This window comes from Pseudomonas sp. A6, assembly GCF_052367875.1.
GTDB lineage: Bacteria > Pseudomonadota > Gammaproteobacteria > Pseudomonadales > Pseudomonadaceae > Pseudomonas > Pseudomonas citronellolis.
Genome location: NZ_CP198970.1, coordinates 5,269,172 through 5,295,227, shown reverse-complemented (window position 1 = coordinate 5,295,227; position 26,056 = coordinate 5,269,172). Strand labels below are relative to the sequence as shown.

General features: G+C 67.9%; 27 protein-coding genes. 13 read left to right on the top strand and 14 right to left on the bottom strand.

Annotated features, from left to right (window positions below; genetic code table 11):
- Positions 1–6 precede the first annotated feature (6 nt).
- From ACTWJ5_RS23195 to ACTWJ5_RS23185, 3 genes are read right to left on the bottom strand one after another with little or no spacing between them, the layout of a single operon-like run.
- Entirely contained in the window at positions 7–567 is a 561-nt protein-coding gene (locus ACTWJ5_RS23195) for a peptidylprolyl isomerase (protein ID WP_043318144.1), read from the bottom strand.
- Positions 568–597: 30 nt separating this feature from the next.
- Positions 598–1,389: an alpha/beta fold hydrolase gene (locus ACTWJ5_RS23190; protein ID WP_009623639.1), complete on the bottom strand. Its 792-nt coding sequence runs from the start codon at positions 1,387–1,389 to the stop codon at positions 598–600.
- Positions 1,390–1,404: 15 nt separating this feature from the next.
- Positions 1,405–2,328: a LysR family transcriptional regulator gene (locus ACTWJ5_RS23185; protein ID WP_249917377.1), complete on the bottom strand. Its 924-nt coding sequence runs from the start codon at positions 2,326–2,328 to the stop codon at positions 1,405–1,407.
- A gap of 55 nt (positions 2,329–2,383) precedes the next feature.
- Here ACTWJ5_RS23185 and ACTWJ5_RS23180 point away from each other — a divergent pair, with 55 nt between their 5' ends.
- From ACTWJ5_RS23180 to rarD, 4 genes are all read left to right on the top strand, one after another.
- Positions 2,384–2,698, top strand: a complete 315-nt coding sequence (locus tag ACTWJ5_RS23180; protein ID WP_009623635.1) for a hypothetical protein — start codon at positions 2,384–2,386, stop codon at positions 2,696–2,698.
- 149 nt (positions 2,699–2,847) lie between these two features.
- Entirely contained in the window at positions 2,848–3,447 is a 600-nt protein-coding gene (locus tag ACTWJ5_RS23175) for an FMN-dependent NADH-azoreductase (protein WP_444436639.1), read from the top strand.
- A 326-nt stretch (positions 3,448–3,773) separates the two neighbouring features.
- On the top strand, positions 3,774–4,637 hold the full coding sequence (locus ACTWJ5_RS23170) for a carboxylate/amino acid/amine transporter (protein ID WP_116423155.1): 864 nt from the start codon (positions 3,774–3,776) through the stop codon (positions 4,635–4,637).
- Complete coding sequence (gene rarD, locus ACTWJ5_RS23165) at positions 4,634–5,545, top strand: EamA family transporter RarD (RefSeq protein WP_116423156.1); 912 nt, start codon at positions 4,634–4,636, stop codon at positions 5,543–5,545. Before ACTWJ5_RS23170 ends, rarD begins: the two co-directional genes overlap by 4 nt.
- Positions 5,546–5,762: 217 nt before the next feature.
- Here rarD and ACTWJ5_RS23160 read toward each other — a convergent pair whose 3' ends face one another.
- The 5 genes from ACTWJ5_RS23160 to ACTWJ5_RS23140 form a co-directional block, all read right to left on the bottom strand.
- Positions 5,763–6,365 (bottom strand): C40 family peptidase, encoded by a 603-nt coding sequence (locus ACTWJ5_RS23160; RefSeq protein WP_074977254.1) that lies wholly within the window; start codon positions 6,363–6,365, stop codon positions 5,763–5,765.
- A 369-nt stretch (positions 6,366–6,734) separates the two neighbouring features.
- On the bottom strand, positions 6,735–7,142 hold the full coding sequence (locus ACTWJ5_RS23155) for an NUDIX hydrolase (protein ID WP_444436638.1): 408 nt from the start codon (positions 7,140–7,142) through the stop codon (positions 6,735–6,737).
- A gap of 8 nt (positions 7,143–7,150) precedes the next feature.
- A complete protein-coding gene (locus tag ACTWJ5_RS23150) occupies positions 7,151–7,681 on the bottom strand; it encodes a dihydrofolate reductase family protein (protein ID WP_261747998.1) in 531 nt (176 codons plus the stop codon).
- A 96-nt stretch (positions 7,682–7,777) separates the two neighbouring features.
- Complete coding sequence (locus ACTWJ5_RS23145) at positions 7,778–9,088, bottom strand: mechanosensitive ion channel family protein (RefSeq protein ID WP_444436637.1); 1,311 nt, start codon at positions 9,086–9,088, stop codon at positions 7,778–7,780.
- A gap of 162 nt (positions 9,089–9,250) precedes the next feature.
- Positions 9,251–10,615 (bottom strand): MFS transporter, encoded by a 1,365-nt coding sequence (locus ACTWJ5_RS23140; RefSeq protein ID WP_444436636.1) that lies wholly within the window; start codon positions 10,613–10,615, stop codon positions 9,251–9,253.
- Positions 10,616–10,749: 134 nt separating this feature from the next.
- Here ACTWJ5_RS23140 and ACTWJ5_RS23135 point away from each other — a divergent pair, with 134 nt between their 5' ends.
- On the top strand, positions 10,750–12,114 hold the full coding sequence (locus ACTWJ5_RS23135) for a DEAD/DEAH box helicase (RefSeq protein WP_141679839.1): 1,365 nt from the start codon (positions 10,750–10,752) through the stop codon (positions 12,112–12,114).
- Positions 12,115–12,464: 350 nt separating this feature from the next.
- Here ACTWJ5_RS23135 and ACTWJ5_RS23130 read toward each other — a convergent pair whose 3' ends face one another.
- Positions 12,465–14,285, bottom strand: a complete 1,821-nt coding sequence (locus tag ACTWJ5_RS23130; protein WP_444436635.1) for an acyl-CoA dehydrogenase C-terminal domain-containing protein — start codon at positions 14,283–14,285, stop codon at positions 12,465–12,467.
- A 143-nt stretch (positions 14,286–14,428) separates the two neighbouring features.
- On the opposite strand from ACTWJ5_RS23130, the gene ACTWJ5_RS23125 reads away from it, so the two are divergent.
- The 4 genes from ACTWJ5_RS23125 (at position 14,429) to ACTWJ5_RS23110 (ending at position 16,849) form a co-directional block, all read left to right on the top strand.
- Positions 14,429–14,845, top strand: coding sequence for a MarR family winged helix-turn-helix transcriptional regulator (locus ACTWJ5_RS23125; RefSeq protein ID WP_043312766.1), 417 nt, complete (start codon positions 14,429–14,431; stop codon positions 14,843–14,845).
- 75 nt (positions 14,846–14,920) lie between these two features.
- Positions 14,921–16,117: an MFS transporter gene (locus tag ACTWJ5_RS23120; RefSeq protein WP_444439646.1), complete on the top strand. Its 1,197-nt coding sequence runs from the start codon at positions 14,921–14,923 to the stop codon at positions 16,115–16,117.
- A complete protein-coding gene (locus ACTWJ5_RS23115; RefSeq protein WP_024128567.1) occupies positions 16,114–16,236 on the top strand; it encodes a hypothetical protein in 123 nt (40 codons plus the stop codon). The genes ACTWJ5_RS23120 and ACTWJ5_RS23115 overlap by 4 nt, the downstream gene beginning before the upstream one ends.
- Positions 16,237–16,294: 58 nt before the next feature.
- Positions 16,295–16,849 (top strand): glutathione peroxidase, encoded by a 555-nt coding sequence (locus tag ACTWJ5_RS23110; RefSeq protein WP_009623611.1) that lies wholly within the window; start codon positions 16,295–16,297, stop codon positions 16,847–16,849.
- An 819-nt stretch (positions 16,850–17,668) separates the two neighbouring features.
- Here the strand turns inward: ACTWJ5_RS23110 and ACTWJ5_RS23105 are convergent.
- The 3 genes from ACTWJ5_RS23105 to ACTWJ5_RS23095 form a co-directional block, all read right to left on the bottom strand.
- Complete coding sequence (locus tag ACTWJ5_RS23105) at positions 17,669–18,946, bottom strand: outer membrane protein transport protein (RefSeq protein WP_074977238.1); 1,278 nt, start codon at positions 18,944–18,946, stop codon at positions 17,669–17,671.
- Positions 18,947–19,121: 175 nt separating this feature from the next.
- On the bottom strand, positions 19,122–19,601 hold the full coding sequence (locus tag ACTWJ5_RS23100) for a hypothetical protein (protein ID WP_253390830.1): 480 nt from the start codon (positions 19,599–19,601) through the stop codon (positions 19,122–19,124).
- Between the two features lie 251 nt (positions 19,602–19,852).
- On the bottom strand, positions 19,853–20,707 hold the full coding sequence (locus tag ACTWJ5_RS23095; RefSeq protein ID WP_043270950.1) for a sulfurtransferase: 855 nt from the start codon (positions 20,705–20,707) through the stop codon (positions 19,853–19,855).
- A gap of 106 nt (positions 20,708–20,813) precedes the next feature.
- Here ACTWJ5_RS23095 and ACTWJ5_RS23090 point away from each other — a divergent pair, with 106 nt between their 5' ends.
- Positions 20,814–21,611, top strand: coding sequence for a lysophospholipid acyltransferase family protein (locus ACTWJ5_RS23090; RefSeq protein WP_444436634.1), 798 nt, complete (start codon positions 20,814–20,816; stop codon positions 21,609–21,611).
- A 6-nt stretch (positions 21,612–21,617) separates the two neighbouring features.
- Here the strand turns inward: ACTWJ5_RS23090 and ACTWJ5_RS23085 are convergent, their stop codons facing one another.
- A complete protein-coding gene (locus tag ACTWJ5_RS23085) occupies positions 21,618–22,676 on the bottom strand; it encodes an SMP-30/gluconolactonase/LRE family protein (protein ID WP_444439644.1) in 1,059 nt (352 codons plus the stop codon).
- Between the two features lie 135 nt (positions 22,677–22,811).
- Here ACTWJ5_RS23085 and rnd point away from each other — a divergent pair, with 135 nt between their 5' ends.
- The 3 genes from rnd (at position 22,812) to ACTWJ5_RS23070 (ending at position 25,402) form a co-directional block, all read left to right on the top strand.
- On the top strand, positions 22,812–23,951 hold the full coding sequence (gene rnd / locus ACTWJ5_RS23080; protein WP_444436633.1) for a ribonuclease D: 1,140 nt from the start codon (positions 22,812–22,814) through the stop codon (positions 23,949–23,951).
- Positions 23,948–24,241, top strand: a complete 294-nt coding sequence (locus ACTWJ5_RS23075; RefSeq protein WP_009623596.1) for a YcgL domain-containing protein — start codon at positions 23,948–23,950, stop codon at positions 24,239–24,241. The genes rnd and ACTWJ5_RS23075 overlap by 4 nt, the downstream gene beginning before the upstream one ends.
- A 228-nt stretch (positions 24,242–24,469) precedes the next feature.
- Complete coding sequence (locus tag ACTWJ5_RS23070; protein ID WP_256512211.1) at positions 24,470–25,402, top strand: D-2-hydroxyacid dehydrogenase; 933 nt, start codon at positions 24,470–24,472, stop codon at positions 25,400–25,402.
- Positions 25,403–25,434: 32 nt separating this feature from the next.
- Here the strand turns inward: ACTWJ5_RS23070 and ACTWJ5_RS23065 are convergent, their stop codons facing one another.
- Positions 25,435–26,028 (bottom strand): nitroreductase family protein, encoded by a 594-nt coding sequence (locus tag ACTWJ5_RS23065; protein WP_058072850.1) that lies wholly within the window; start codon positions 26,026–26,028, stop codon positions 25,435–25,437.
- Positions 26,029–26,056: the final 28 nt, after the last annotated feature.

Below are 26,056 nucleotides of genomic sequence, written 5' to 3'. Positions count from 1 at the left end.
GGATTCTCAGAGACGCTTGGCGGAGAGTATGACCACCGGCTCGGCGGGCACGTTCTGGTACATGCCGCGGTTGGTGGTGGGCACCTTGGCGATCATGTCGACCACGCCCATGCCGCGCACGACCTTGCCGAACACGGCGTAGCCGAAGTCGCGCTGGCCGTGGTCGAGGAAGTCGTTGTCGGTCAGGTTGACGAAGAACTGGCTGGTGGCCGAGTCCACGTCGCTGGTGCGGGCCATGGCCAGGGTGCCGCGGGCGTTGAGCAGGCCGTTGTCGGCCTCGTTCTTGATCGGCTCGCCGGTGTCCTTCTCCTGCATCTTCTCGGTGAAGCCGCCGGTCTGCACCATGAAGCCGGGGATCACCCGGTGGAAGATGGTGCCGTTGTAGAAGCCGCTGTCGACGTAGCCGAGGAAGTTCTTCACGCTGATCGGCGCCTTGGCGCTGTCGAGTTCCACCTCGATCTCGCCCAGGGTGGTGGACAGCAGCACGTGGGGTTTCGCCGGGTCGGCGGCGAGCGCCGAGGTGGCCAGGACGAGGGAACAGGCGGCGAGCAGGAAGCGTTTGAACAGGGTCATTTTGCGGATGTTTCCTGAGATGTTTTAGGAATGGTCTACCTGCTCGAGGAAGTCGAGCAGGGTGCTGTTGAAGGCTTGCGGCTGGTCCAGCGGGGTGGCATGGCGCGAGTCCTCGATCACCACCAGGCGCGCGTTGGGCAGGCGCTCCACGTAGGCCTGCTTGAGCGTCACCGGGGTGTAGTCGCGGTCGGCGCTGACCACCAGCGTCGGACAGGTTATGCGCCCCAGGCGCTCCTGCACACCCCAGCCGATGATGGCGTGCAGGCTGGAAAGGTAAGCGCGTTTGTCGTTCTGCGGCCAGCGTTGCTCGATCTTGCGCCGCAGGTCGGCCTGCTCCGGCTTGGGGAACAGCAGCTTGCCGAGGGCCTTGCCCACGGTGTCCAGGCCCAGCACGTGGGCGAGGAACAGCCGGCGCGCCACTTCCAGGTATTCGCGCAGGGTGCGCGGCTTCACTTCCGGTGCGCTGTTGACGATGGTCAGGCTCTTGAGCAGTTCCGGCCGGCGGGTGGCCAGCTCGAAGCCGATCATCCCGCCCATGCTGATGCCCACCAGGTGCACCGGGGCCAGGCGCAGTTCCTCGATCAGCGCCGCCACGTCCTCGGCGAAGCCGGCGATGCTGTAGCGCTCGCGGGGCTTGTCGGATTGGCCGTGGCCGCGCACGTCGAGAGCGATCACCCGGTGGCGCCGGAGCAGCTCCGGCACCTGGTATTCCCAGTCGCGGCTGCTCGAGCCCAGGCCGTGCACCAGCAGCACGGGCGTGCCCTGGCCGCTGTCCTCGAAGTACAGGCGCTGGCCGTCGTGGTGCAGGTAGGGCATCGGCGCTTCTCCGGGTCAGGCGCTCGGCGGCGCGGCGAAGGGGGCGTCCAGGGGCACGTTGGCGAAGGTCTTCAGCAGCTCGACGAGGATCTGCGTGGCCGGGCCCAGGGGTTTTTCCTTGTTCGGGTAAAGATAGAAGCGGCTCTCGCGGGTGACGCCCTGGGTCAGCGGCAGCGGCTTGAGCGAGCCGTCGCGCAGTTCGCGCTCGATCATGTGCCGCGGCAGCCAGGCGAAGCCCAGGCCGTTGCCGACGAAGGTGGCGGCGGTGGCCAGGCTGCCCACCGTCCAGCGCTGCTCGGCGCCCAGCCAGCCGACGTCGCGCGGCTGCAGGCGGCCGGAGTCGCGGATGACCACCTGCATCTGGGTTTCCAGGTCCTGGTGCGTCAGCTCGCGCTGCAGGCGGTGCAGCGGATGGTCCGGGTTGGCCACGGCGACGAATTCCACGGTGCACAGGTCGGCGCCCAGGTAGCCGGCGATGTTCAGGCCGCTGATGGCCAGGTCCGCATGGCCCTGCTGCAGCGCCTCTTCGACGCCGGAAAGCACCTCCTCGCGCAACAGCACGCGGCAGCCGCGGCTCTGTGGCACGAACGCGGACAGCGCGCGGACCAGGCGCAGGGTGGGGTAGGCGGCATCCACCACCAGGCGCACTTCCGGCTCCCAGCCCTGCTCCATGTGGTGGGCCAGTTCCTCCAACTGGCCGGCGCTCTTCACCAGTTGCCGCGAGCGCCGCAGCAGCACCTCGCCGGCCTCGGTGAGCACCGCCTTGCGGCCGTCGATGCGCAGCAGCGGCACGCCGAGCTGCTCCTGCATGCGCGCCACCGTGTAGCTGATGGAAGACTGCGAGCGGTGCAGGGCCTCGGCGGCCTGGGCGAAGCCGCCGTGGTCGACCACCGCCTGCAGCGTGCGCCATTGATCCAGGGTAACGCGGGGCGCTTTCATCCTCGCCTCCTCTTGTCTAATCTGGCGCTCTGCCTGAACCGAGCGAGACCGCCACATGAAAAGAATCTGCTGTGCGTTGCTGCTGTCGCTGCCGTTGACCGCCCTGGCCTACCCGATCGAGGTGGAGAAGTCCCTCAACGGCACGGAGATCGACGTCCAGACCCAGGACATCGGCGACAGCATGGGCGCCGTGCTGTTGCAGAACTACGGCAAGCAGGACGTGGCCTGCACCGCGGTGTTCCAGAACGGCCCGGAGTCGCCCAAGGTGCGCAAGACGGTGCTCGCCGCCGGCAAGTCCAGCAACCTCACCGCCAGCTTCGGCCGCGCCATCATCAAGCTGCGCATCAAGCTGACCTGCAACCCGGCCTGAGCCGGCAGCGCATGTTCTCCAGACTAGGAGCAGATGCGGTACAAATCAACTAAATCGATATTTTGAAGCAATTATTTCTGCTTTTTTATCGATAAGTCATTCCATAAGCTGACCTCCATCGACGCAAACGACCGCTGGAGGTCAAGCCCATGTCCCGTGTTCTGGTAATCGAAAGCAGCGCCCGCCAACAAGGTTCGGTCTCCCGCCAACTGACCGCCGAATTCATCGCCAACTGGCGCGCCGCCCACCCCGCCGACGAGATCCAGGTCCGCGACCTGGCGCTGGAACAGGTTCCGCACCTGGACGCCGACCTGCTGGGCGGCTGGATGAAGCCGGCCGAGCAGCACAGCGCCGCCGAGCAGGCCGCGCTGCAGCGTTCCAACCTGCTCACCGGGGAGCTGCTGGCCGCCGACGTGCTGGTGCTGGCCGCGCCCATGTACAACTTCGCCATCCCCAGCACCCTGAAGTCCTGGCTGGACCACGTGCTGCGCGCCGGCGTCACCTTCAAGTACACCGAGACCGGTCCCCAGGGCCTGCTCGGCGGCAAGCGCGCCTACATCCTGACCAGCCGCGGCGGCGTGTACGCCGGCGGCCCGCTGGACCACCAGGAACCCTACCTGCGCCAGGCCCTGGCCTTCATCGGCATCCACGACGTCACCTTCGTCCACGCCGAGGGCCTGAACATGGGCGCCGAGTTCGCCGAGAAAGGCCTGGCCAAGGCCCGCGAGCAACTGGCCACGGTGGCCTGACCCCAGATTCCGGCTTACCACTTGCGCGCCCGTCGCTCCTGGGCGCGACGCCCGGTCGACGCACTTCCCCCGCGAATGTCGATCGGGCTTTTTCTTTGCCGGGGTTCGCGATGACATGGGGCGCCGGCCCTGCCGGCGGGATCGCGGATGAATCCTATCCACGTCGTTCCCATGTAGGAGCGGGCCCTGCGCGCGAATCGCGGGCAGGGCCCGCTCCTACAGGTCGACGCTGAACCTCCCGTTCATGCCGGAGAGCACCCAGGCCCTTTCTTCGCCTCGGCAAAACCGCTATTTTCCACGCCCCTTTTCGGTGCGCCTGTCCGGTCATGCCTTACCTGCTTTTCGTAACCGTCCTCTGGGCGTTTTCCTTCAGCCTGATCGGTGAATACCTCGCCGGCCAGGTCGACAGCTATTTCGCCGTGCTCACCCGGGTGCTGCTGGCCGGCGCGGTGTTCCTGCCGCTGACGCGCTGGCGCGGGGTGGCGCCGCGCTTCATCTGCGGGGTGATGCTGGTCGGCGCGCTGCAGTTCGGCATCACCTACGTCTGCCTGTACCAGAGCTTCCGGGTGCTGACGGTGCCCGAGGTGCTGCTGTTCACCGTACTCACGCCGCTGCACGTGGCGCTGATCGACGACGCCCTGAACCGCCGCTTCAACCCCTGGGCGCTGCTGGCCGCGGCGGTGGCCGTGCTGGGCGCGGCGATCATCCGCTACGACGGCGTCAGCGGTGACTTCATCGAGGGCTTCCTGCTGCTGCAACTGGCCAACGCCACCTTCGCCGCCGGCCAGGTGCTGTACAAGCACCTGGTGGCGCGTTACCCGTCGGACATCCCGCAGTACCGGCGCTTCGGCTACTTCTTCGTCGGCGCGCTGCTGGTCGCGCTGCCCGGCTGGGCGCTGCTGGGCAACCCGGCCAAGCTGCCGACCACCGACGTGCAGTGGCTGGTGCTGCTGTTCATGGGCCTGCTGGCCACCGCCCTCGGGCAGTTCTGGTGGAACAAGGGGGCTACCCTGGTGGATGGCGGCACCCTGGCGGTGATGAACAACCTGCACGTGCCGGTGGGGCTGCTGATCAACCTGCTGATCTGGAACGAACATGCCGACCTGGCCCGCCTGGCCCTGGGCGGCGGGGTGATAGTGGCGTCGCTCTGGGTGAACCGCCTGGGGCTGGCGCGGAGGGCCGTGGCATGAACATTTCCGGTCGCGGCGTCGCCCTTTCCCTGGCCGCCTCGGTGCTCTTCGTCACGCTGCCGGGCTACCTGCGCTGGCTGGCGCCGCTGGACAGCATCCAGATCGTGGCGCACCGGGTGGTCTGGTCGATCCCCATGGTCCTGCTGCTGGTGGCCTTCACCGGCCAGGGCGGCGTGCTGCGCGATGCCGGCCGGCGCCTGCTGCGCGAGCGCTGGCTGCTGCTGTGCTTCCCGCTGAGCGCGGCGATGATGCTGGTGCAGTGGGGCGTGTTCATCTACGCGCCCATGGTCGGCCAGACCCTGCAGCTGTCCCTGGGCTACTTCCTGCTGCCGCTGACCATGGTGCTCTGCGGCCGGCTGTTTTACGGCGAGCGCCTGACGCCGCTGCAGGGCATTGCCGTGGCCTGCGCGCTGGTCGGCGTGCTCCACGAGCTGTGGCTGACCCGCGCCTTCTCCTGGTTCAGCCTGATCACCGCCCTGGGTTATCCACCGTATTTCATGCTGCGCCGGCGCATGGGCGTGGACGCGCTGTCCGGCTTCGTCTTCGAGATGCTGGTGCTGTTGCCCTTTGCCCTGTGGACCATCTGGCACTTCGGCGACCTCCAGGTGTTCGCCGAGACGCCGCGGCTGTGGGCGCTGCTGCCGATGCTGGGGCTGATCAGCGCTCTGGCCTTCGCCGCCATGATGGCCTCCAGCCGGCTGCTGCCCATGGGGCTGTTCGGCATCCTCAGCTATGTCGAGCCGATGCTGCTGTTCCTGCTGGCGGTGCTGTTCCTCGGCGAGGCGTTCCAGCCGCAGCAGTTGTGGACCTACGGGCCGATCTGGCTGGCCATCCTGCTCACCGGCTGGGACAGCGCGCGGCTGCTGCGCAAGCAGGCGCGGCGGGAGCGGCGGGGTGGTGGGGCGTGATGAGGCACGCAATGGCCCGGCGCACTACCACTCCGGCGGGCACGGCTTCTCGTAGGAGCGAGCTTGCTCGCGAATGAGCCCCGCAGCGGAGTGTGTTCGCGAGCAAGCTCGCTCCTACGAAGAGCTTTTGGCGCGGTCTGCAAGGCACTCGCGCCCATGAAAAACGCCGTTTTCCCTGCCCGGGAAAACGGCGTCTTTGTTCTTGCGGCGCGGGCCCTTACTCGAAGCGATTGCCCGGCAGGTCGGCCTTGGCCAGGGTCTCCGGCAGCACGCGCTTGGCCGCCAGGTAATGGCGCTGCCAGTACTTGTCGTTGAGGTTGGCCACCTTCACCTTCTGCCCGCGGCGCGGGGCGTGGACGAAGCGGTCGTTGCCGACGTAGATGCCCACGTGGTCGACGTTGCGGCTGCGGATGCGGAAGAACACCAGGTCGCCGGGCTGCAGGTCGCGGCGCGCCACCTTGGGGTTGCTGCTCTGGTAGATGGCCCGGGCGGTGCGCGGCAGCTCGACGTCGTCGACGTCGCGGAACACGTACTTGACCAGGCCGCTGCAGTCGAAACCCTTGGGCGAGGTGCCGCCCCAGCGGTAGGGCGTGCCGATCATGCTGAAGGCGCGCTGGGTGACCTGGTGGGCGTCACTGGGCTGCTGCTTCGCCGGCGGGGCGATGCTCAGCAGCTCCTTGCCCTGTACCGGGACACGGAGTTCGAGGGGGGCGGGCGCGTAGGAACGCGTGGCCCGTGGAGAAGCTTCCACCCCGGTTACAACGGCGGCCAAACTGGCTGCCAAGCCTATGGAAAGGCATGTCAAAAGGGTACTGCGCATTCGGCATGTCTTCTTTCTGGTTGTGGATGTAACCCAGACTCCGCTGGATCGCCGTTGCTCTTCGGCGGGCGATGGTTTCCTTTGGTCCGCGAAAAAATTCCGCGCATTCTGACCGACTTTTCGTGACAGTGTTTTGACCGTCCGTCGCTTGTGGATAAGCCCATGTGACTCGGCGGGCGTTCGATGACATGTGTTCGGACTACCCGGTCGGGGGCCGGCCTTATAGCTGAAAACCCTATGCCAGGCGGGTTGCCGGAAGATGGCCAAGGGCCGCGCGAGGGTGGCCGGAAGAGGGCGGGAAAGGCGTGGGGTGGGACCTGGTGTCGCAGGGAAAAACCCGACGAAATGCAGGTCCTCTGACGATTTTCGTCAGTCGGCGAGGTGTTCGCGCAGCGCCGGCAGGACTTTTTCGCGCAGCAGCGGCGCCAGCGGCTCGGGGTGGCGGCCGTCCTCCAGCCAGGCCAGTTCCTCCAGTTCGGCGGCGGCGCTCACCGCGTGCGGCAGGCTGGCGACGAAGACGTGGGCGTCGACGCGGGTGTCGGCCTCGTTGGCCGCGGCGGCCTGGAAGTTGCCCAGCGGCTGCAGGGCGCTGGCCGGCAGGTTCAGGCCGAGTTCTTCCTGCAGTTCGCGCAGCAGCGCCTGCAACGGGCTTTCGCCGGGCTCGCGCTTGCCGCCGGGGAGCATGAAGGCGCGGGTGCCGCGCTTGCGCACCAGCAGCAGGCGGCCGGCGTCGTCGAGCAGGCAGGCGGCGGCGATGTCGAGGGTGGTCTGGGGCATGCGGGGGCTCACTTGAGGACCTGGTAGCGCACCTGCACGATGCCGCTGGGGAAGCTGCGCTGTTCCAGCAACTGCAGGCGCCGTTCGAGCCCGATGCCGAACAGCGGGATGCCGGCGCCGAGCAGGTGCGGAATGATGCTGACGATCACCTCGTCGAGCAAGTCCGCCGCCAGGCAGTTGCCGGCCAGGCTGCCGCCGCCCACCAGCCAGATGCGCTGGCAGCCGCGGGCCTCGAGGTTGGCCAGGGCCTCGCTGGGCGGGCAGTGCTGCAGCTCCACCCGGGGCGAGGCCAGCGGCAGGCGGTTGGCGCGGGTGAGGACGATGGCCGGCTTGTCCGCGTAGGGCCAGTCGCCGAAGTCCAGGCATTGCAGGTAGGTGCCGCGGCCCATCAGCAGGCCGTCGATGCTGGCGTAGAAGGCTGAGTAGCCATGGTCGTCGTCATGGCCGTCGGATGCGTCCAGCCAGTCGACGCTGCCGTCGGGGCGGGCGATGTAGCCGTCCAGGCTGCTGGCCACGTAATAGATGAGGGTGGCGGACACGGCGTTTCTCCGGGAAAGGCGCGCGGAAGCGCGCGCCTGCCTTGAGCATGGCACCGGCCCGGGCGGGCGGCCAGCCGAACGCTGCCGCCCGTCCGATCAGGCCTGTTCCATGTCCAGCGCTGGGTGGCGTTCGCCGCGTGCCGCTGGCGCCGGCAGCAAACCTTGCAGCCCGCCACGCAGGTCCTGGCCGCTGGGTTGCTGGTAGACGCCTAGGCCGAACTCCGGCAGCACCGCCATCAGGTAGTCGAAGATGTCGCCCTGGATGCGCTCGTAGTCCAGCCACGCGGTGGTGCGGGTGAAGCAGTAGATCTCCAGGGGCACGCCCTCGGCGCCGGGCTGCAGCTGGCGGACCATGCAGGTCATGTGCGGGTGGATGTCCGGGTGGGCCTTGAGGTAGGCCTCGGCGTAGGCGCGGAAGGTGCCGATGTTGGTCAGCCGCCGGCGGTTGGCCGACAGCGGCACGTTGCCGGCGTTGGCCTGGTTCCACTCGCTCAGCTCGTCCTGCTTGCGCCGCAGGTAGTCGGTCAGCAGGCGCACGCCGGACAGCTTCTGCGCCTCGGCCTCGTCGAGGAAGCGCACCTGGCTGGCGTCGAGGTACAGGCTGCGCTTGATGCGCCGTCCGCCGGACTGCTGCATGCCGCGCCAGTTCTTGAACGACTCGGACATCAGGCGCCAGGTGGGCACCGAGACGATGGTCTTGTCCCAGTTCTGCACCTTCACCGTGTGCAGGGTGATGTCCACCACGTCGCCGTCGGCGCCGACCTGGGGCATCTCGATCCAGTCGCCCACGCGCAGCATGTCGTTGCTGGTCAGCTGCACGCTGGCGACAAAGCTCAGCAGCGTGTCCTTGTAGACCAGCAGCAGGACCGCGGACATGGCGCCCAGGCCCGAGAGCAGCAGCATCGGCGAGCGGTCGATGAGGATCGACACCACCACTATGCCGCCGAAGACGAAGAGGAACAGCTTGGCCAGTTGCACGTAGCCCTTGATCGAGCGGGTGCGGGCGTGTTCGGTGCGTGCGTAGATGTCCAGCAGGGCGTCGAGCAGGGCGCTCAGGGCCAGCAGCAGGAACAGCGCGGTGACCGCCATGGCCAGGTTGCGCAGGAAGGCCTCGGGCTTGCCGGCCAGGTTGGGGATCAGCACCAGGCCGAACTGCACCACCAGCGACGGCACGGCCTGTGCCAGGCGCTGGAACACGCGGTTGTCGCGCAGGTCGGCGAGCCAGGCCAGGGCCGGCTGGCGCGCCAGCAGGTCGGCGGCGCGGCGGACCAGGAAGCGGGCCAGGCGGCCGACGATCCAGGCCACTGCGAGGAGGATGACGAGGCCGAGGGCGGCGCTGGTCAGCGGGTGTTGGTCGAGCAGGGCCCAGTAGCCCTGGAGGGTGGCGAGGGGAGAGGAAAGGTCCATAGGCCGGAAACATCCTTTGGATCGGGGCGCCAGTGCGGGGTGGCGCGTGGTGCGGAGGCTACGGGGTAGCCGCGAAGGCCCGGCCGCGATGGCCGGGATGAGCGCGACATTGTAACGGCAGGGTAGCGGCAGGGCCGAGCAGGATATTTCCGAAATGTAACCTCAGCCCGCCAGCTCCTCCAGGGTGCGCCCGCGGGTCTCGATGCCGAAGCCCCAGACCACCGCCGCGGCGACCAGGAAGCACAGCGCGCCGAGGGTGAACACGCCGCCCTGGCCGGCCACCGGCAGGACCAGGCCGCTGATCGTGGGCCCGAGCAGCGAGCCGACGCGGCCCACCGCCGAGGCGAAGCCCGAGCCGGTGGCGCGCGCCGAGGTGGGGTACAGCTCCGGGGTGTAGGTGTAGAGCACCGCCCACATGCCGAACAGGAAGAACTGCATGGCCAGGCCGAAGCCGATCAGCAGCGCCAGGCTGCCGCCGAACACCGCGGTCTGGCCGTAGGCATAGGCCATGGCGCCGCCGCCCAGGAGCATCAGCACGCAGCTGGGCTTGCGGCCCCAGCGCTCCACCAGCCAGGCGGCACAGAGGAAGCCGGGGATGCCGGCCAGGGAGATCAGCACCGTGTAGTACACCGATTGCGTCACGGCGAAGCCGGATTGCTGCAGCAGCGCGCTGAGCCAGGAGGTCAGCCCGTAGAAGCCGAGCAGGGCGAAGAACCACAGGCTCCAGACCGTCAGGGTGCGGCTGCGGTAGGCCGGCGACCAGCGTTCGGCGAAGGCGCTGAAGAAGCCCGGGCGGTTCGGCTCGGGGCGCGCCAGGGCCTGCGGCTCGGGCAGGCTGGACAGCTTCAGCGAGGCCATCACCCGCGCCTCGATGCGCTGCAGCGAGCGCTCGGCCTTGTCCGCCAGCCCGGCCTGTTCCAGCCAGCGCGGCGATTCCGGGACCATGAAGCGGATGGCCAGGACGAACAGCGCCGGGAAGGCCAGCAGCAGGAACAGGCTGCGCCAGCCGGCCGCCGGCAGCACGAAGTAGGACAGGCAGCCGGCGGCGATGAAGCCCAGAGGCCAGAAGCCGTCCATGAGGGCGATGTAGCGGCCGCGGGACTTGGCCGGGATCATCTCCGAGAGCAGCGACTGGGCGATGGGGAATTCCATGCCCATGCCGATGCCCAGCAGCACGCGGTACAGCGTCAGGCTCTGCACGTCGCCGGCGGTGGAGCACAGGTAGCTGGCCAGGCCCCAGAGCACGATGCTCCACTGGAACACCGGCTTGCGCCCGAAGCGGTCGGCGAGCATCCCCGACAGCGCCGCGCCCAGGACCATGCCGAAGAAGCTGGAGCTGGCCAGCAGCCCGGCCTGGGCGCTGGACAGGCCGAACTCGGCTTTGATCGAGCCGAGCAGGAAGGTCATCATCGCCAGGTCCATGGAGTCGAAGAAGAACGCCAGGGCGATGATCACGAAGATCAGCCGGTGGTAGGGGCTCAGCGGCAGGCGCTCGAGGCGCTCGGCGGCGGTGGGGCGATGCGGCATCTCGACACTCCTTAGGCTGTCCTGCGGCCAGTCTGGGACGGGCCTGCGCGGTGGACTTGCTCGAGGGCGACACGGGGCGTGCGGATCGCGACCGGCGAATAAAACCTGCTTTCGGGCGCGGCAACCGTTAGGCTATGCAGCTATTTGGTCTTTTCGTCTTCCCGAGGTCTGCCTTGTTCGCCCAATTCGCCCTCCACGAACGCCTGCTCAAGGCGCTGGAAACCCTGTCCTTCACCGAGCCGACCGCCGTCCAGGCCGCGGCCATCCCGAAGGCGCTGGAGGGCCGCGACCTGCGCGTGACCGCGCAGACCGGCAGCGGCAAGACCGCCGCCTTCGTGCTGCCGCTGCTGCACCGCCTGCTCAGCGAGGAGAAGCCCAAGACCGGCGCCCGCGCGCTGATCCTGCTGCCGACCCGCGAGCTGGCCCAGCAGACCCTCAAGGAAGTCGAGCGCTTCGCCCAGTTCACCTTCATCAAGGCCTGCCTGATCACCGGCGGCGAGGATTTCAAGGTGCAGGGCGCGCGCCTGCGCAAGAACCCGGAGATCATCATCGGCACCCCCGGCCGGCTGAACGAGCAGTTCAACGCCGGCAACCTGCCGCTGGGCGACGTCGAGGTGCTGGTGCTGGACGAGGCCGACCGCATGCTCGACATGGGCTTCGCCGAGGACGTGCTCAAGCTCGCCGGCGCCTGCCCGGCGCAGCGCCAGACCCTGTTGTTCTCCGCCACCGCCGGCAGCGGCCTGCACGCGATGGTCGAGCAGGTCCTGCGCGAGCCGGAAAGCCTGCAGCTGAACCGCGTCAGCGAGCTGAACGAGGACATCGCGCAGCAGGTCATCCTGGTCGACGACAACGCCCACAAGGAAGCCATCCTGCACTGGCTGCTGGAGAACGAGACCTTCGAAAAGGCCATCGTCTTCACCAACACCCGCGTCCAGGCCGACCGCCTGACCGGCCGGCTGATCGCCGCCGGGCACAAGGTCTTCGTGCTGCACGGCGAGAAGGACCAGAAGGACCGCAAGCTGGCCATCGAGCGCCTGAAGCAGGGCGCGGTGAAGATCCTCGTCGCCACCGACGTGGCCGCCCGCGGCCTGGACGTCGAGGGCCTGGACCTGGTGCTGAACTTCGACATGCCGCGCCGCGGCGACGAGTACGTGCACCGTATCGGCCGCACCGGCCGCGCGGGCGAGGCCGGCCTGGCCATCTCGCTGGTGTCGCACAGCGACTGGAACCTGATGTCGAGCATCGAGCGCTACCTCAAGGTGCGTTTCGAACAGCGCACCATCAAGGAGCTCAAGGGCAGCTACAAGGGGCCGAAGAAGGTCAAGGCCTCGGGCAAGGCCGCCGGCACCAAGAAGAAAAAGACCGATTCCGGCAAGAAGGCCGGGGCCAAGCCCGCCGCCAAGCGCAAGCCGGCGAACAAGCCGAAGGCGGCGCCCTCGTCGGTGGTCAGCAACGACGGCATGGCGCCGCTCAAGCGCAAGAAGCCGGCTGCCGAGTAAGCCTCCGCTCCTGTGATGCGGACCCTGTCCGCGATTCGCGGATGAATCCGCTCCTACAGGATTGCGCCGACCCTTGTGCTTGCTCCGGACGGCTCCCTCTCCCGCTTGCGGGAGAGGGCTGGGGAGAGGGCGCTCTCAGCCCCGTAGGATGGGTTGAGCGAAGCGATACCCATCGCCATGACCGCATGGGTTTCGCAAGCTCAACCCATCCTACGAAGAGCGCCTCGGCGTAGTTTGCGCCAGGGCTTTTCGTAGGAGCGAGCTTGCTCGCGAACGGATTCCGCAGCGGGGTTCGTTCGCGAGCAAGCTCGCTCCTACAACAACTGCCGGAACCTGGCGGGCGTCCCGGATCACTCGAAGGCGAAATGCTCCGCCTTCAGCCCCATCACCGAACGCACCGGCTTGCCCATGGCCGCCGCGTGGCCCTTGGCGCGGGGTAGCAGGCGGGCGAAGTAGAAGTCGCTGGTGGCGATCTTGGCCTTGTAGAAGTCGCTCGACTCGCTGCCGCCCTGGCGCAGGCGCTTGCGGGCCGTGGCTTCCTGCAGCGCCCAGGCGTAGGCCAGGGCGACGTAGCCGGAGAACATCAGGTAGTCGTGGCTGGCGGTGCCCACCAGGTCGCGCTGCTTGCGGGCGCTCAGGGCGATGCGCAGGGTCAGCAGGTTCCACTGCGCGCACAGTTTCAGCAGCGTCAGCGCGCGACCGCGCATGGCCGGTTCTTCCTTGAGCAACCCCGTGGCGAATTTCGCCACCACCCTGGTGAAGTCGCGCACCGCCTTGCCCTGGGTCATCAGCAGCACCTTGCGCCCGAGCAGGTCCAGGGCCTGGATGCCGGTGGTGCCCTCGTAGAGCGTGGCGATGCGCGCGTCGCGGACGATCTGTTCCATGCCGTGCTCGCGGATGTAGCCGTGGCCGCCGAACACCTGCATGCCCAGGTTGGCGCTCTCCAGGCCCAGCTCGGTGAGGCAGCCCTTGAGGATCGGGGTGAGGAAGCCGAGCTTGTCGTCCCAGCGTTCGTACTCGGCGTTGTCGCTGGTCAGCAGGCCCTGGATCATCTTGTCGGCGTACTGCGTGGCCAGGTAGACCAGCGTGCGGCCGCCCTCGGCCACGGCCTTCTGCGTCAGCAGCATGCGCCGCACGTCGCCGTGGTGCATCAGGCTGTCGGCCACCTGTTCCGGTTCCTTGGTGCCGGACAGCGCGCGCATCGAGCGGCGCTCGCGGGCGTAGGCCAGGGCGCCCTGGTAGGCCAGTTCGGCGGTGGCCACGCCCTGGATGGCGGTGCCGATGCGCGCGCTGTTCATGAAGGTGAACATGCATTCCAGGCCCTTGTTCGCCGGGCCGATGAGAAAGCCCCTGGCCTCGTCGAAGTTCATCACGCAGGTGGCCGAGGCCTTGATACCCATCTTCTTCTCCAGCGCGCCGCAACTCACGCCGTTGCGCGGGCCGAGGCCGCCGCCTTCGCCGGGCAGGAACTTGGGCACGATGAACAGCGAGATGCCGCGGGTGCCCCTGGGCGCGTCGGGTAGGCGGGCGAGGACGATGTGCACGATGTTCTCGGTGAGGTCGTGCTCGCCGGAGGAGATGAAGATCTTGGTGCCGGTGATGGCGTAGCTGCCGTCGGCGTTGGGCTCGGCGCGGGTCTTCACCTGGCCGAGGTCGGTGCCGCACTGCGGTTCGGTGAGGCACATGGTACCGCCCCAGCGGCCTTCGGTGAGGGGCGTCAGGTAGGTGCGCTTCTGCTCTTCGGTGCCGTGCTGCATCAGGGTGTTCATGGCGCCCAGGGACAGCCCCGGGTACATCGAGAACGGCCAGTTGGCGGTGCCGAGCATTTCCTGCTTGAGCGCGCCCAGGCTCATCGGCAGGCCCTGGCCGCCGTATTCCACCGGGTGCGACAGGCCTTGCCAGCCGCCGGCCACGTAGGCGTCGTAGGCTTCCTTGAAGCCCTTGGGCGTGCGTACCTCGCCGTTCTCCAGGTGGCAGCCTTCCTCGTCGCCGGAGTGGTAGAGCGGGGCGATCACTTCCTCGCAGAGCTTCGCGCATTCGCCGAGGATGGCGTCGACCATGTCCGGCGTGGCCTCGGCGCCGTTGATCAGGTTGCGGTAGTGCTCGGGGAAGTCGAAGACCTCGTTGAGCAGGAAGCGGGTGTCGCGCAGCGGGGCTTTGTAGACGGGCATCGCGGTGATCTCGGAAGGACGGTGGCGCAGTTATACGGCCGCGCACCCGGCCTGGCCTTGGCAGCGGCAACAGCCGGCACCTGGCAGATCGGACAATCGACCGCGATTGACCTTCGCGGGTATCGCGGGTATATACACGTATCATGCTGACCACCCAATGCCTCTGCACCCAGTTGCGCCGCGCCGCCCGAGGTGTCACCCGCGTCTATGACGATGCCCTGCAGGGCATCGGGCTGACGGTTGCGCAGTTTTCCCTGCTGCGCCACTTGGCGCGCCTGGAGCGACCGAGCATTTCCGAGCTGGCCGAAGCCATGGGCCTGGACCGCAGCACCCTGGGGCGCAACCTGCGCCCGCTGCAGGCCGAGGGCCTGGTGGAGCTGCAGGGCGATGCCGGCGACCAGCGCAACCGCCTGGTGCTGCTCACCGCCGCCGGGCGCGAGCGCCTGGAGCAGGGCGCGCAGCCCTGGGAAGCGGCGCAGCGGCGGATGTACGAACGCCTCGGGGTGGAGCGCCGCGAGCAACTGATGGCGTTGCTGGGGGAGCTGGAAGCCCTCGATTGAACGCCTTGCCAAGGGCGTTCGTATGGATGAATGCGGGTATATACCCCTGTTGGAGCGAGAAGAACAATGTCCAAGCTGTCGCGTGCGGGTTTCTGGATCCTGCTGTCCGGCGCCCTGATCCTGGCCCTGTCCCTGGGCGTCCGCCACGGCTTCGGCCTGTTCCTCGCGCCGATGAGCGCCGAGTTCGGCTGGGGCCGCGAGGTGTTCGCCTTCGCCATCGCCCTGCAGAACCTCATCTGGGGCATCGCCCAGCCCTTCACCGGCGCCCTGGCCGACCGCTTCGGCGCGGCGCGCGCGGTGCTGGTGGGCGGCCTGCTGTACGCCTTGGGCCTGGTCATGATGGGCTATTCGGACTCGGCAACCAGCCTGTCGCTGTCCGCCGGGTTGCTGATCGGCATCGGCCTGTCCGGCACCTCCTTCTCGGTCATCCTCGGCGCCGTCGGCCGCGCCGTGCCGCTGGAGCGGCGCAGCATGGCCATGGGCATTTCCGCCGCCGCCGGCTCCTTCGGCCAGTTCGCCATGCTGCCCGGCACTCTCGGCCTGATCGGTTGGCTCGGCTGGTCGGCGGCGCTGCTCGCCCTCGGCCTGCTGGTGGCGCTGATCGTGCCTCTGGCCGGGCTGATGCGCGACAAGCCGCTGCCGGTGCAATCCCATGAACAATCCCTGGGCGAAGCGCTGCGCGAGGCCTGCGGACATTCCGGTTTCTGGCTGCTGTCGCTGGGCTTCTTCGTCTGCGGCTTCCAGGTGGTGTTCATCGGCGTGCACCTGCCGGCCTACCTGGTGGACCGCCACCTGCCGGCCACCGTCGGCACCACGGTGCTGGCGCTGGTGGGGCTGTTCAATGTGTTCGGCACCTACATCGCCGGCTGGCTCGGCGGGCGCTTCAGCAAGCCGAAGCTGCTGACCGGGCTGTACCTGATCCGCGGCCTGGTGATCCTGGCCTTCCTCTGGGCGCCGCTGACGGTGTGGACGGCCTACGCCTTTGGCATCGCCATGGGCCTGCTGTGGCTGTCCACGGTGCCGCTCACCAATGGCACCGTGGCCACCCTGTTCGGCGTGCGCAACCTGTCGATGCTCGGCGGCATCACCTTCCTGTTCCACCAGATCGGCGCCTTCCTTGGCGGCTGGCTGGGCGGCTACGTCTACGACCACACCGGCAACTACGACCTGGTCTGGCGGATCGCCATTCTCCTCTCGCTGCTCGCCGGCCTGCTCAACTGGCCGGTGCGCGAGCGCCCGGTGGCGCGCCTGGGCGTCGCGGAGGTAGCGTGAGGCCGCTATTGCGCCTGGGCGCGGCCGTGCTGGCCGCGGCGCTGCTGGGCCTGGCCTGGTGGGGCTGGCGGCATGGTGGCCTGGCGTTGTTGCAGGCCGGCCTGGGCCATTGCTTCTGAGGATTGCCGCGGGCGGGGCAGGGGAGTAGCGTCCTTCGATCGAAGAAGGAGAATCGCCATGTCCCGCTACCTGTTCCTCGGCCTGCTGTGCTGCCTGCCCCTGGCCGCCCAGGCTGCCGACTGCCCGCCGCTGCTGGCGCAGCAGGGGCACCTGCAGAAGCTGCGCTCGAAGGTCGACCTCGACCTCTGCGGGCTCTACGCCGGCAAGCCGCTGCTGGTGGTCAACACCGCCAGCCACTGCGGCTTCACCCCACAGTTCAAGGGCCTGGAGGCGATCTACCAGCGCTACAAGGGCCAGGGCCTGGAAGTGCTGGGCGTGCCCTCGGACGACTTCAAGCAGGAGGCCGACGACGCCGCCGAGACCGCCCAGGTCTGCTACGGCAACTACGGCGTGACCTTCAACATGACCCAGGTGCAGCCGGTGCGCGGCGACGACGCCATCCCGCTGTTCCGCGAGCTGGCGCGCCAGGCCGACCAGGCGCCGCGCTGGAACTTCTACAAGTACGTGGTGGACCGCCAGGGCAAGGTGGTGGCGCAGTTCCCCAGCCTGACCAAGCCGGATGATCCGGCCTTGCAGGCGGCTATCGAGAAGGCCATTGCCAGCCAGCCGTAGGGATGAAAAGCCGGGCAGTGTTTGGTTCAGCGAAGGTGGCAAGCTTGGCTCCGCACCCTCACCCCAGCCCTCTCCCTGAAGGGAGAGGGGGCTTGTCCGTGCCAACGTCGACAATGGTTTTAGCCGGAAGCGCCGGAGCTGCCGGCTGATGCGGGAATACCCAAGCGCTCCGAACGGTCCCCTCTCCCTTCAGGGAGAGGGTTAGGGAGAGGGAGCGGAGTCGATCCAAAACACCGCAGCCGCCGGGAAACTCCCTTCGCGAGCAAGCTCGCTCCTACGAAAAGCAAAAGCGCGTTTGCTCTTGGGACTTCCAGAGAAACGTCCGAGCGCACCGGAGTGCCCCTTCAGAAGGCCGAGCGAAACCCGCGCTCAGGAGGTCATGCGACATGGATGTCGCGAGAGCCCCGCGGGCTACAGGGATGTACCCTCGGGGCGGGCCTCCGTGGCGGGGGAGTTCGTGAGGGTAGCCCGGCTTTATCGGGCCCGTATGTTGGGGCAAGCCTTTTTGGTTCCTTTTTGCGGGGGTGGCCTTCCACCGTTTGACAAAAGGGACTCGCCCGAGGGGGCGAAACAAAAAATCTCCGCAGACTCGGAGCGGCGCGCTACACCAAGCCCAATCCCGAAGAAGTCTCTGGGTTCCCGCGTTCGCGGGAATGACGGGTTCGAGATCGGAGCCCAGGGCTAAGAGCCGCAAGCGAAGCCACAGCCCCATCCCAAATGAAAAAATGCCGTTTCCCCCATGGAGAGAAACGGCATTCTTTTTAAGGGAACAGCATCAGGACATCTACCCGGCTTTCCCCGTGCGCTGGCGACTAACTATCAGAAGCGATAGGTCACCTGCGCAGTCAGACCGTGAGCGCTGTTGTCGTACTTGGCGCTGTAGGCCGGCTGGACGTTCAGGCCAAGGACGCTCGGGCCGTCAGGCTGGTTCACGCTCGCGGTGTTTTCCCACAGGTAGGCGTAGGCCACGTCGACGGTCAGGTCGGCGTTCGGCGACCAGCCGGCGCCCAGGGTGAAGATCTTGCGATCGCCCACCGGGATACGCACGTTGCGGTCCGCGTTGCTGGTCGGCGACGGATCGTAGGCGAAGCCGGTACGCAGCACCCATTCCGGGGTCAACTGGTAGGAGGTGCCGACGGCCACCGACCAGGTGTCCTGCCAGTTCAGCTCTTCGCCGATGGTGTTGAACTGGGCGACCGGGGCGCCCTGGTTGCGCACGCTGATTTCCTTCAGGCGGCTCCAGCGCGTCCAGGTGGTGCCGCCGTACACGGTCCACTTGTCGTCCAGCTTCTGGGTGATGGACATGTCCACCGATTCCGGCAGGGTGATGTCCAGCTTGGCGTCCATGCGCGAGTCGAACAGGCCCAGCGGCGAGCCGGACACGGTGGTGTGGCCGCCCAGGTGGTAGTCGACCTTGGAGTGGTAGGTCAGGCCCAGGCTGGTGCTGTCGGTCGGGGTGACCAGCACGCCGACGTTGTAGCCGATGGCGGTGTCGTCGCCCTTGATGCTGATCTTGGTGTCGTTGGCGGCGCCGGCCAGGCCGGCGGTGGCCAGGTAGTTCTCCAGCTTGCCGTCGATGCGGTTGAAGGTGGGGCCGAAGCCGACCGACACGACATCGTTGAACTTGTAGGCGATGGTCGGCTGGACGGTGATCACCTGGACCTTGCTGTAGGAGCCGTGGGCACGGCCCTGGAAGCTGCTTTCGTAGTCGTTGATGATGCCGTAGGGCACGTAGATGCCCAGGCCGAAGGTGAAGTCTTCGTTGATCGGCGTGGAGAAGTAGCCGAACGGAACGGCGGCCAGGGGCACGGAGTCGCCCTTGTTGGTGCCGGTGCCGCCACCGTGGGCCTGGCTGATGTCGTCCTTGGCGTCGACGACGGCCAGACCGCCGCTGACTTCGGTGCGCTTGAGCTTGGACAGGCCGGCCGGGTTGCCGTAGATGGTGCTGGCGTCGAGCGCGGAGGAGGCACGGCCCGCGTAGGCGGTGCCGGCGCCGCTGGCGCTTTGTTCGTTGATGGCGATGCCGTTGGCCAGGGCCTGGGCAGAGGCAGCGCTAATCGTCAGTGCGAGAGTGGTTTTGAGCCATGTTGTTTTCATTGTAAGAGCAACTCCTGTGGTCAACGGCGCGCAAGCTACCAAGATTCCCAGGCCTTTGGTAGTACCTCTGGGGGCTCTATATCGGGCATTTGCGCGTAAAGTGCCGTCCTTGTGCGAGGTTTTCCCTTCGTTAATGTATGTAAATGAAAGTTGACTGATCGGTCATTGATCGCGATCAGGCGGCGAGCAGTGGATCGCCTATGTACGCCTGCCAGGCGTCGAGGAAATCACGCAGGTGGCCGTGGGGCTGGAAGACCCGCCGCCAGACCCTGGCCTGGCCGAGGTGGTCGCAGGCTTCGGGCAGTGGCAGGCGTTGGGATTCCACCAGCATCCAGGCGATGGCGGTGCTGTAGCGCAGGTTCACGGTCAGTTCCAGGTGCGGAGCGTCGAGGAAGGCGTGCTGGCTGGCCAGGCCGCGCACGCGGCTGGCGAGGTTCGGGTCCAGGGCCAGGTAGCGATCCCAGAGCTGTTGGTGGCGGTGTTCGTCGATGCGGAACAGGCCGTGTCCGCGGCCGCTGTCCAGGCTGCTGCCAAGCGCCGATTGACAGGCCGCCGCTCCCAGCAACAGCGCCTCGGCCGCCCCGCTGTGACGTTCCAGGTACAGCAGGGTGGGCCGGATGACGTGCTGTCGCAGGTCGCAGGCGGCGATTCCCATGGTCTTGTCCCTCAATGAACGGCGGGGCTGGGCGTCTTGGCAGCTTCTGATGTTCTCCTGGGCCCCGCCGTAAGCGGACTTAGCCGCTCGATTTGAAGTGTAGTGCGATAAACCCGCTGTAAAGGACTGTTTTTAAATTGTTTTGACTTTCTGCGGCGCAGGCATATTCCTCGATGTGATTAGTCGATAGCGGGTTACTGTGCCGGGGAAGGAGCCCCAGGCCGCGTCGGCCGCGGCCTGGGGCGGGGGCGTCAGGCGCCGGTGGCCACCGGGTGCCGCGGGTCGGTGATCCACTCGCTCCAGGAGCCGGCGTAGAGGCGGCCCAGGGGATAGCCGGCCAGGCTCAGGGCGAACAGGTTGTGGCAAGCGGTGACGCCGGAACCGCAGTAGGCCACCAGCTCCTGGGCCGGACGGCCGCGCAGCAGGTGGGCGAAGCGCTGGTGCAACTGCGCCGGCGGCAGGAAGCGGCCGTCGCTGCCGAGGTTGTCGGTGAAGGCCGCGCACTGCGCGCCGGGGATGTGCCCGGCGACCGGGTCGATGGGCTCCACCTCGCCGCGGAAGCGCGGCTCGGCGCGGGCGTCGATCAGCGGCAGCTGCGGGTCGGCCAGCAGCGCCGAGAGTTCGCCGGCGTCGATCAGCAGGCCGTTGTCCGGCTCGCCGTGGAAGGCGCCCGTCGGCACCGCCGGCTCGGCGGTGGTCAGCGGCAGGCCGGCGGCGCGCCAGGCGTTCATGCCGCCGTCGAGCAGGTACACGCCGTCGCGCTTGCCCAGCCACAGCAGCAGCCACCAGGCGCGGGCGGCGAAGGCGCCGGGACCGTCGTCGTAGAGCACCACCTCGTCGCTGTTGTCCAGGCCCCAGGCGCGCAGGCGCTGGATCAGCGCGTCGGCGTCGGGCAGCGGGTGGCGGCCGGTCACGCCCTTGACCACCGGGGCCGAGAGGTCGCGTTCGAGGTCGGCGTACTGGGCGCCGGGAATGTGGTTCTCGGCGAACACGCGGGCGCCGTAGCCCGGGTCGTCCAGGGCGAAGCGGCAGTCGAGGATCAGCAGGCCGGGTTCGTCCAGGCGGGCTGCCAGTTGTTGCGGGCTGAGCAGGCGGGCGAGTGACATCGTTCGGGTTCCTGTGTCGTGACGGTTTCCTCGCGCATCATAAGGCTTGTGCAATGGAAAACGCCGGTTCGCGGCGGCTTTCTTCGATCCGATGGAGTTTTCGCCCATGTTCAGTCTGCAACCGGCGACCCAGGCGGCCTCGCGGGCGCGCGTCTGCGCCATCGCCCTGGCGACCGGCCTGATCACCCTCTACTACAGCCTGCTGGTGCTGTCGCAGGCCGCCATCGGCCGCCTGCGCCGCGAGCGCGTGGACCGCTACACCCGCCAGTGGTCGGGCCTGCTGCTGCGCCTGGTGCGCATGCGCCTGAGTGTGCACGGGGCCATGCCGGACTTCGGCGACGGGCGGCGCTACATGATCCTCTGCAACCACTCCAGCCACTACGACATCCCGGCCAGCTTCGCCGCGCTGCCCGGCTCGATCCGCATGCTGGCCAAGAGTGAGCTGTACCGCATCCCTGTGCTCGGCCGGGCCATGCGCGCCGCCGAGTTCCCCTCCATCGACCGGCACAACAGCCAGCGCGCCCGCGCCGACCTGCAGCGCGCGCGGCAAATGATGGAGAGCGGCATAGTGCTGTGGGCGGCGCCGGAAGGCACCCGCTCGGACGACGGGCGCCTGCTGCCGTTCAAGAAGGGCTGCTTCCGCCTGGCGCTGGACACCGACGCGGTGATCATCCCGGTGGCCATCCGCGGCATCCACCGGGTGCTGCCGGCGCGCACCTTCGACCTCAACCTGGGCCAGCCGGTGGACCTGCTGGTGGGCCGCCCGGTGGACGCCGCGGCCTTCCACGGGCAGGGCCTGGAGGCCCTGATGGGCGAGGTACGCGGGCGCATGCAGGAACTGCTGGAGCCGGGCGCCGCGAAATGCGCCGAAGCGGCCCGCGAGGAGCCGCTGGCGCTGGGCTGAGGCGCTTCAGCGAATCTTCAGGCGGCCGATGCGGTCGTTTTCCAGGCTGCCGAAGTAGAGGTAGTCGCCCACCGGCTTGGCCGAGGTGATCATGCGCAGGTGCTGGCCGCTGGTGTCGTGCAGGCTGCGCACGATCTTGCCGTTCTCGTCCACGGCGATGACCAGGCCGTAGGGCACCGGCTTGGGCAGCAGCGCGCGCGGCAGTTTGGTCAGCTGGCGCTTGAGCCAGGGCTGGCCGAGGATGAAGTCGGCGTCGGCCTTGCGCGGCGTCGGCAGGGCCACCCAGAAGGTGCCCTTGCGGTCGCCCTGGAGGTTGTCCGGCAGCCCCGGCAGGTTGTCGATGAAGATGTCCTGCTGCCCGGCCTTCGGGCCTTTCAGCCAGTAGCGGGCGATACGGTAGCGGTAGGTCTCGTTGACCAGCACGAAGTCCTCGTTGGCCGACAGCGTCACGCCGTTGGCGAAGTACAGGTCCTTGAGCAGCGTCTCGGTCTTGCCGCTCGCCGGGTCGTAGCGCAGCAGGCGGCCGTGGGGGCGGGTCTCCAGGTAGTCGAGGATGTAGTCGGGCTGGTGGAAGCGGCTGGAAGCGTCGCTGAAATAGATGCGCCCGTCGCTGGCGATGTCCAGGTCGTCGGCGAAGGCGAAGGGCACACCGTCGGCCTCGGTGCTGAGCACCGTGATCTTGCCCTGCGCGTCGATCTTCAGCAGGCCCTTCCAGGCGTCGGCGACGATCAGGTTGCCCTGGGCGTCGAAGTCCATGCCCAGCGGGCGGCCGCCGGTCTCGGCGAAGGTGCTGACCTGGCCGTTGTCCAGGCGCACCACGCGGCCGTCGTCCAGGCCGGCGTAGACGCGGCCCTGGGCGTCCACCGCGGTGTCTTCCGGGCCCTTCACCTGGCCCAGGCCGAGCAGTTCGGCCTTCATCAGGGTGTCGTTGGGTTCCAGCACGCCGGTCATCGGCGGCGCCGGCGGCGGGTTCCAGGCCACGGGGTCGATGGGGCTGGGGGTGATGGCGAGGTAGACCGCGGCGGCGGCGATCAGCAGTACCAGCAGGCTTGCGAGTTTCTTCATCATGAAGGCTTCTTGTCGGGGTTCCTGGGGCAGGAAAGATAAGCCTTCGTTCGCGTCTGTACAGCCTTGCAAGCAAAAGCGGAATGCTCGGACATCATCCAGCCCGATATACTGCGCTCCACGTAAAGCAAGGAGATGTTCGTGAGCGCCCTCGATATCCGGTGGATCCGCGACGATGCCAGCCTGGCACAGCAATGCCGGGACTGGAAACAAAGGCCGTACCTGGCACTCGATACCGAGTTCATGCGCGTCGATACCTTTTACCCCGAAGCCGGCCTGGTGCAGGTCGGCGACGGCGAGCGGGCGTGGCTGATCGACCCGCTGCTGATCCGCGACTGGTCGCCCTTCGCCGAGGTGCTGGAGGCGTCCTCGGTGGTCAAGGTGTTCCATGCCTGCGGCGAGGACCTGGAAGTCTTCCAGCGCCTGACCGGCAGCCTGCCGCAGCCGCTGTTCGACACCCAGCTGGCCGCCGCCTACCTGGGCATGGCGCATTCCATGGGCTATTCCAAGTTGGTGCTGGAGATGCTCGGCCTGGACCTGCCCAAGGACGAGACGCGTTCGGACTGGCTGCAGCGCCCGCTGACCGACATGCAGGTGCGCTACGCCGCCGAGGACGTGCAGCACCTGGCCGAGGTCTACGTGAAGCTGGCGCCGCGCCTGCCCGAGCACAAGCTGGCCTGGCTGCTGGCCGACGGCGCCGACCTGGTCGCCAACCAGACCCGCGTCAGCGACCCGCGCCAGGCCTGGCGCGACGTCAAGCTGGCCTGGAAGCTGGCCCCGCAGCAGCTCGCTGTGCTGCGTGAACTCTGCGCCTGGCGCGAGGAACAGGCGCGCCTGCGCAACCAGCCGCGCAACCGCATCCTGCGCGAGCAGACGCTGTGGCCGCTGGCGCGTCTGCAGCCGAAGGACAAGCTGGCGCTGTCGCGCATCGACGAGATGCACCCGCGCACCGTGCGCCAGGACGGCGACACCCTGCTGGCGCTGCTCGCCCACGCCGCCGCGCTGCCCGCCGAGCAGTGGCCCGGGCCGCTGCCCGAGCCGCTGCCGCGTGAGGTGACGCCGCTGCTCAAGCAACTGCGCGAGGTCGGCCAGCGCGAGGCCGAGCGCCAGGGCATGGCCCCGGAGCTGATGCTGCGCAAGAAGATTCTCGAGGCGCTGCTCAAGACCGGCTACCCCGATGGCCCCTACCGCCTGCCCGATTCCCTGCAGGGCTGGCGCCGTGAACTGATGGGCCAGGCCCTGCTGGACTGCCTGGCCACCCCGGAGAAACCATGAAACGCATCTGCTCCATCTACAAGAGCCCGCGCAAGAACGAGATGTACCTGTACGTCGACAAGCGCGAGGCCCTGAGCCGCGTGCCCGAGGCGCTGCTGGCGGCGTTCGGCGCGCCGCAGCACGCCTTCGACCTGGTGCTCAGCCCCGAGCGCAAGCTGGCCCGCGAAGATATCCACAAGGTGCTGGAGAACATCGAGAAGCAGGGTTTCCACCTGCAGATGCCTCCAGTGGAGGAGGAATACATCGAGCACCTGCCGGAAGAGCTGTTGCGCATGAACGATCCGTTGTAAGCGTCGAAAAGCCGTCGCTTTCGCGAATTGGTACGAAATTGCTGTGCAAGTTGTAGGCTCAAGAGCATTATTGCGTCAGAAATTGCCTGAGTAAGCGGAACGCCTGGGCTTCCAGCCGGTCTACAGGCCCTTCGTTCAACTCGCACAAAATCGCCGCTGCATGCAGGGACGATAACGACAATGCCAATCAACGTGCCTACGCCTTGCCATCCCGGTGCGATCTAGACCATGCGCCTGCTCATCCTCGATCGCGAACACACCCTCTACGCCGCGCTGACCATGGCTGCCGAGCCCAGCCTCAGCGTGGTGTCCGGCGACAAACCCGACAACCTCGTCGAAGCCGCCGCCGAATGCCCGGTGTGGCTGGGCGAGCCCGACCTGGTGGCGCAACTGCTGCGCAAGGGCGTGCACCCCGTCTGGGTGCAGTCCACCTGGGCCGGCATCACCCCGCTGCTGGCCGACGACCTGCCCAAGGACTATGCGCTGAGCCGCGCGGTGGGCATCTTCGGCCAGGTGATGAGCGAATACCTGCTGACCTACATGCTGGCCCACGAGCGCCAGTTCCTCGGCCGCCTGGCCAGCCAGGTCGGCAGCCAGTGGGACGACCGCGCCCCCGGCAGCCTGCGTGGCCGCCACGTGCTGTTGGTGGGCACCGGCGAAATCGGCCTGGCGGTGGCGCACATGCTGGCGGCCTTCGGCGTCGAGCTGACCGGCGTGGCGCGCACGCCGCGGCCGCTGCAGCCGTTCCAGCGGGTGGGTTCGCTGGCCGAGTTGCCGCGTCTGGTGGAGACTGCCGACTACGTGGTCAACCTGCTGCCCGACACCCCGGATACCCAGGACATCTTCGACCTGGCGCTGTTCCAGCGGATGAAACCCTCGGCGCTGTTCATCAACGCCGGGCGTGGCGTCGCGGTGGTCGATGCCGACCTGGCCAGCGCTCTGGAAAGCAACCGTCTGGCCGGCGCCGTCATCGACGTCTGCCGCCAGGAGCCGCTGCCGCCGCAGCACCCGTTCTGGAGCGCGCCGCGCCTGCTGCTCACCGGCCACACCGCCGCGCCGACGCTGCCGGGGCCGATGGTGGAACTGTTCCGCGAGAACCTGTCGCGCTTCTGGGCCGGGCAGCCCATGCGCGGCGAGGTGGACTTCACCCGCGGCTATTGAAAGCGGGCGCCCCGCGCGGGGCGCCCTGTCCCTCACAGGCTGAAATCGCCCTCGGCGGCCAGTTGCTCCAGCGGCCGGCGCGGGCTGGGGATTTCGCGCGCCTGCAGGCTTTCCGAGAGGATCGACTTGTCACCGAGCTTGCCGATGGCGATGGCGGCGTGGATTTCGTGGTCGTCCGGCACCTTCAGCTCGACGCGGGTGGCCTCGCGGTCGAAGCCGGCCATGCCGTGGCTGTGCCAGCCGGCCAGGCTCGCCTGCAGGGCCAGGAAGCCCCAGGCCGCGCCGGTGTCGAAGGTGTGCCAGAGCGCCGGTTTCTCCTCGCTGGAGCCGGGCGGGGCGAAGGTGGTCTTGGACAGCACTATCACCAGCGCCGCGGCGTTCTGCGCCCAGCCGCGGTTGAACTCGCCCAGCAGGTCCAGGTAACGCTGCCAGTTCGGCGTGTCGCGGCGTGCGTAGAGGAAGCGCCAGGGCTGCGAGTTGAACGAGGAGGGCGCCCAGCGCGCGGCTTCGAGGAAGCCCAGCAGGGTCTCCTCGGGGATGCTCTCGCCACTGAAGGCGCGGGGCGACCAGCGATTGATGAACTGCGGGTCGATGGGATAGTCGGCAACGCGGGGATTGGCGCTCATGGCGGCTCCTGCTGGCAAAGGGGGATGG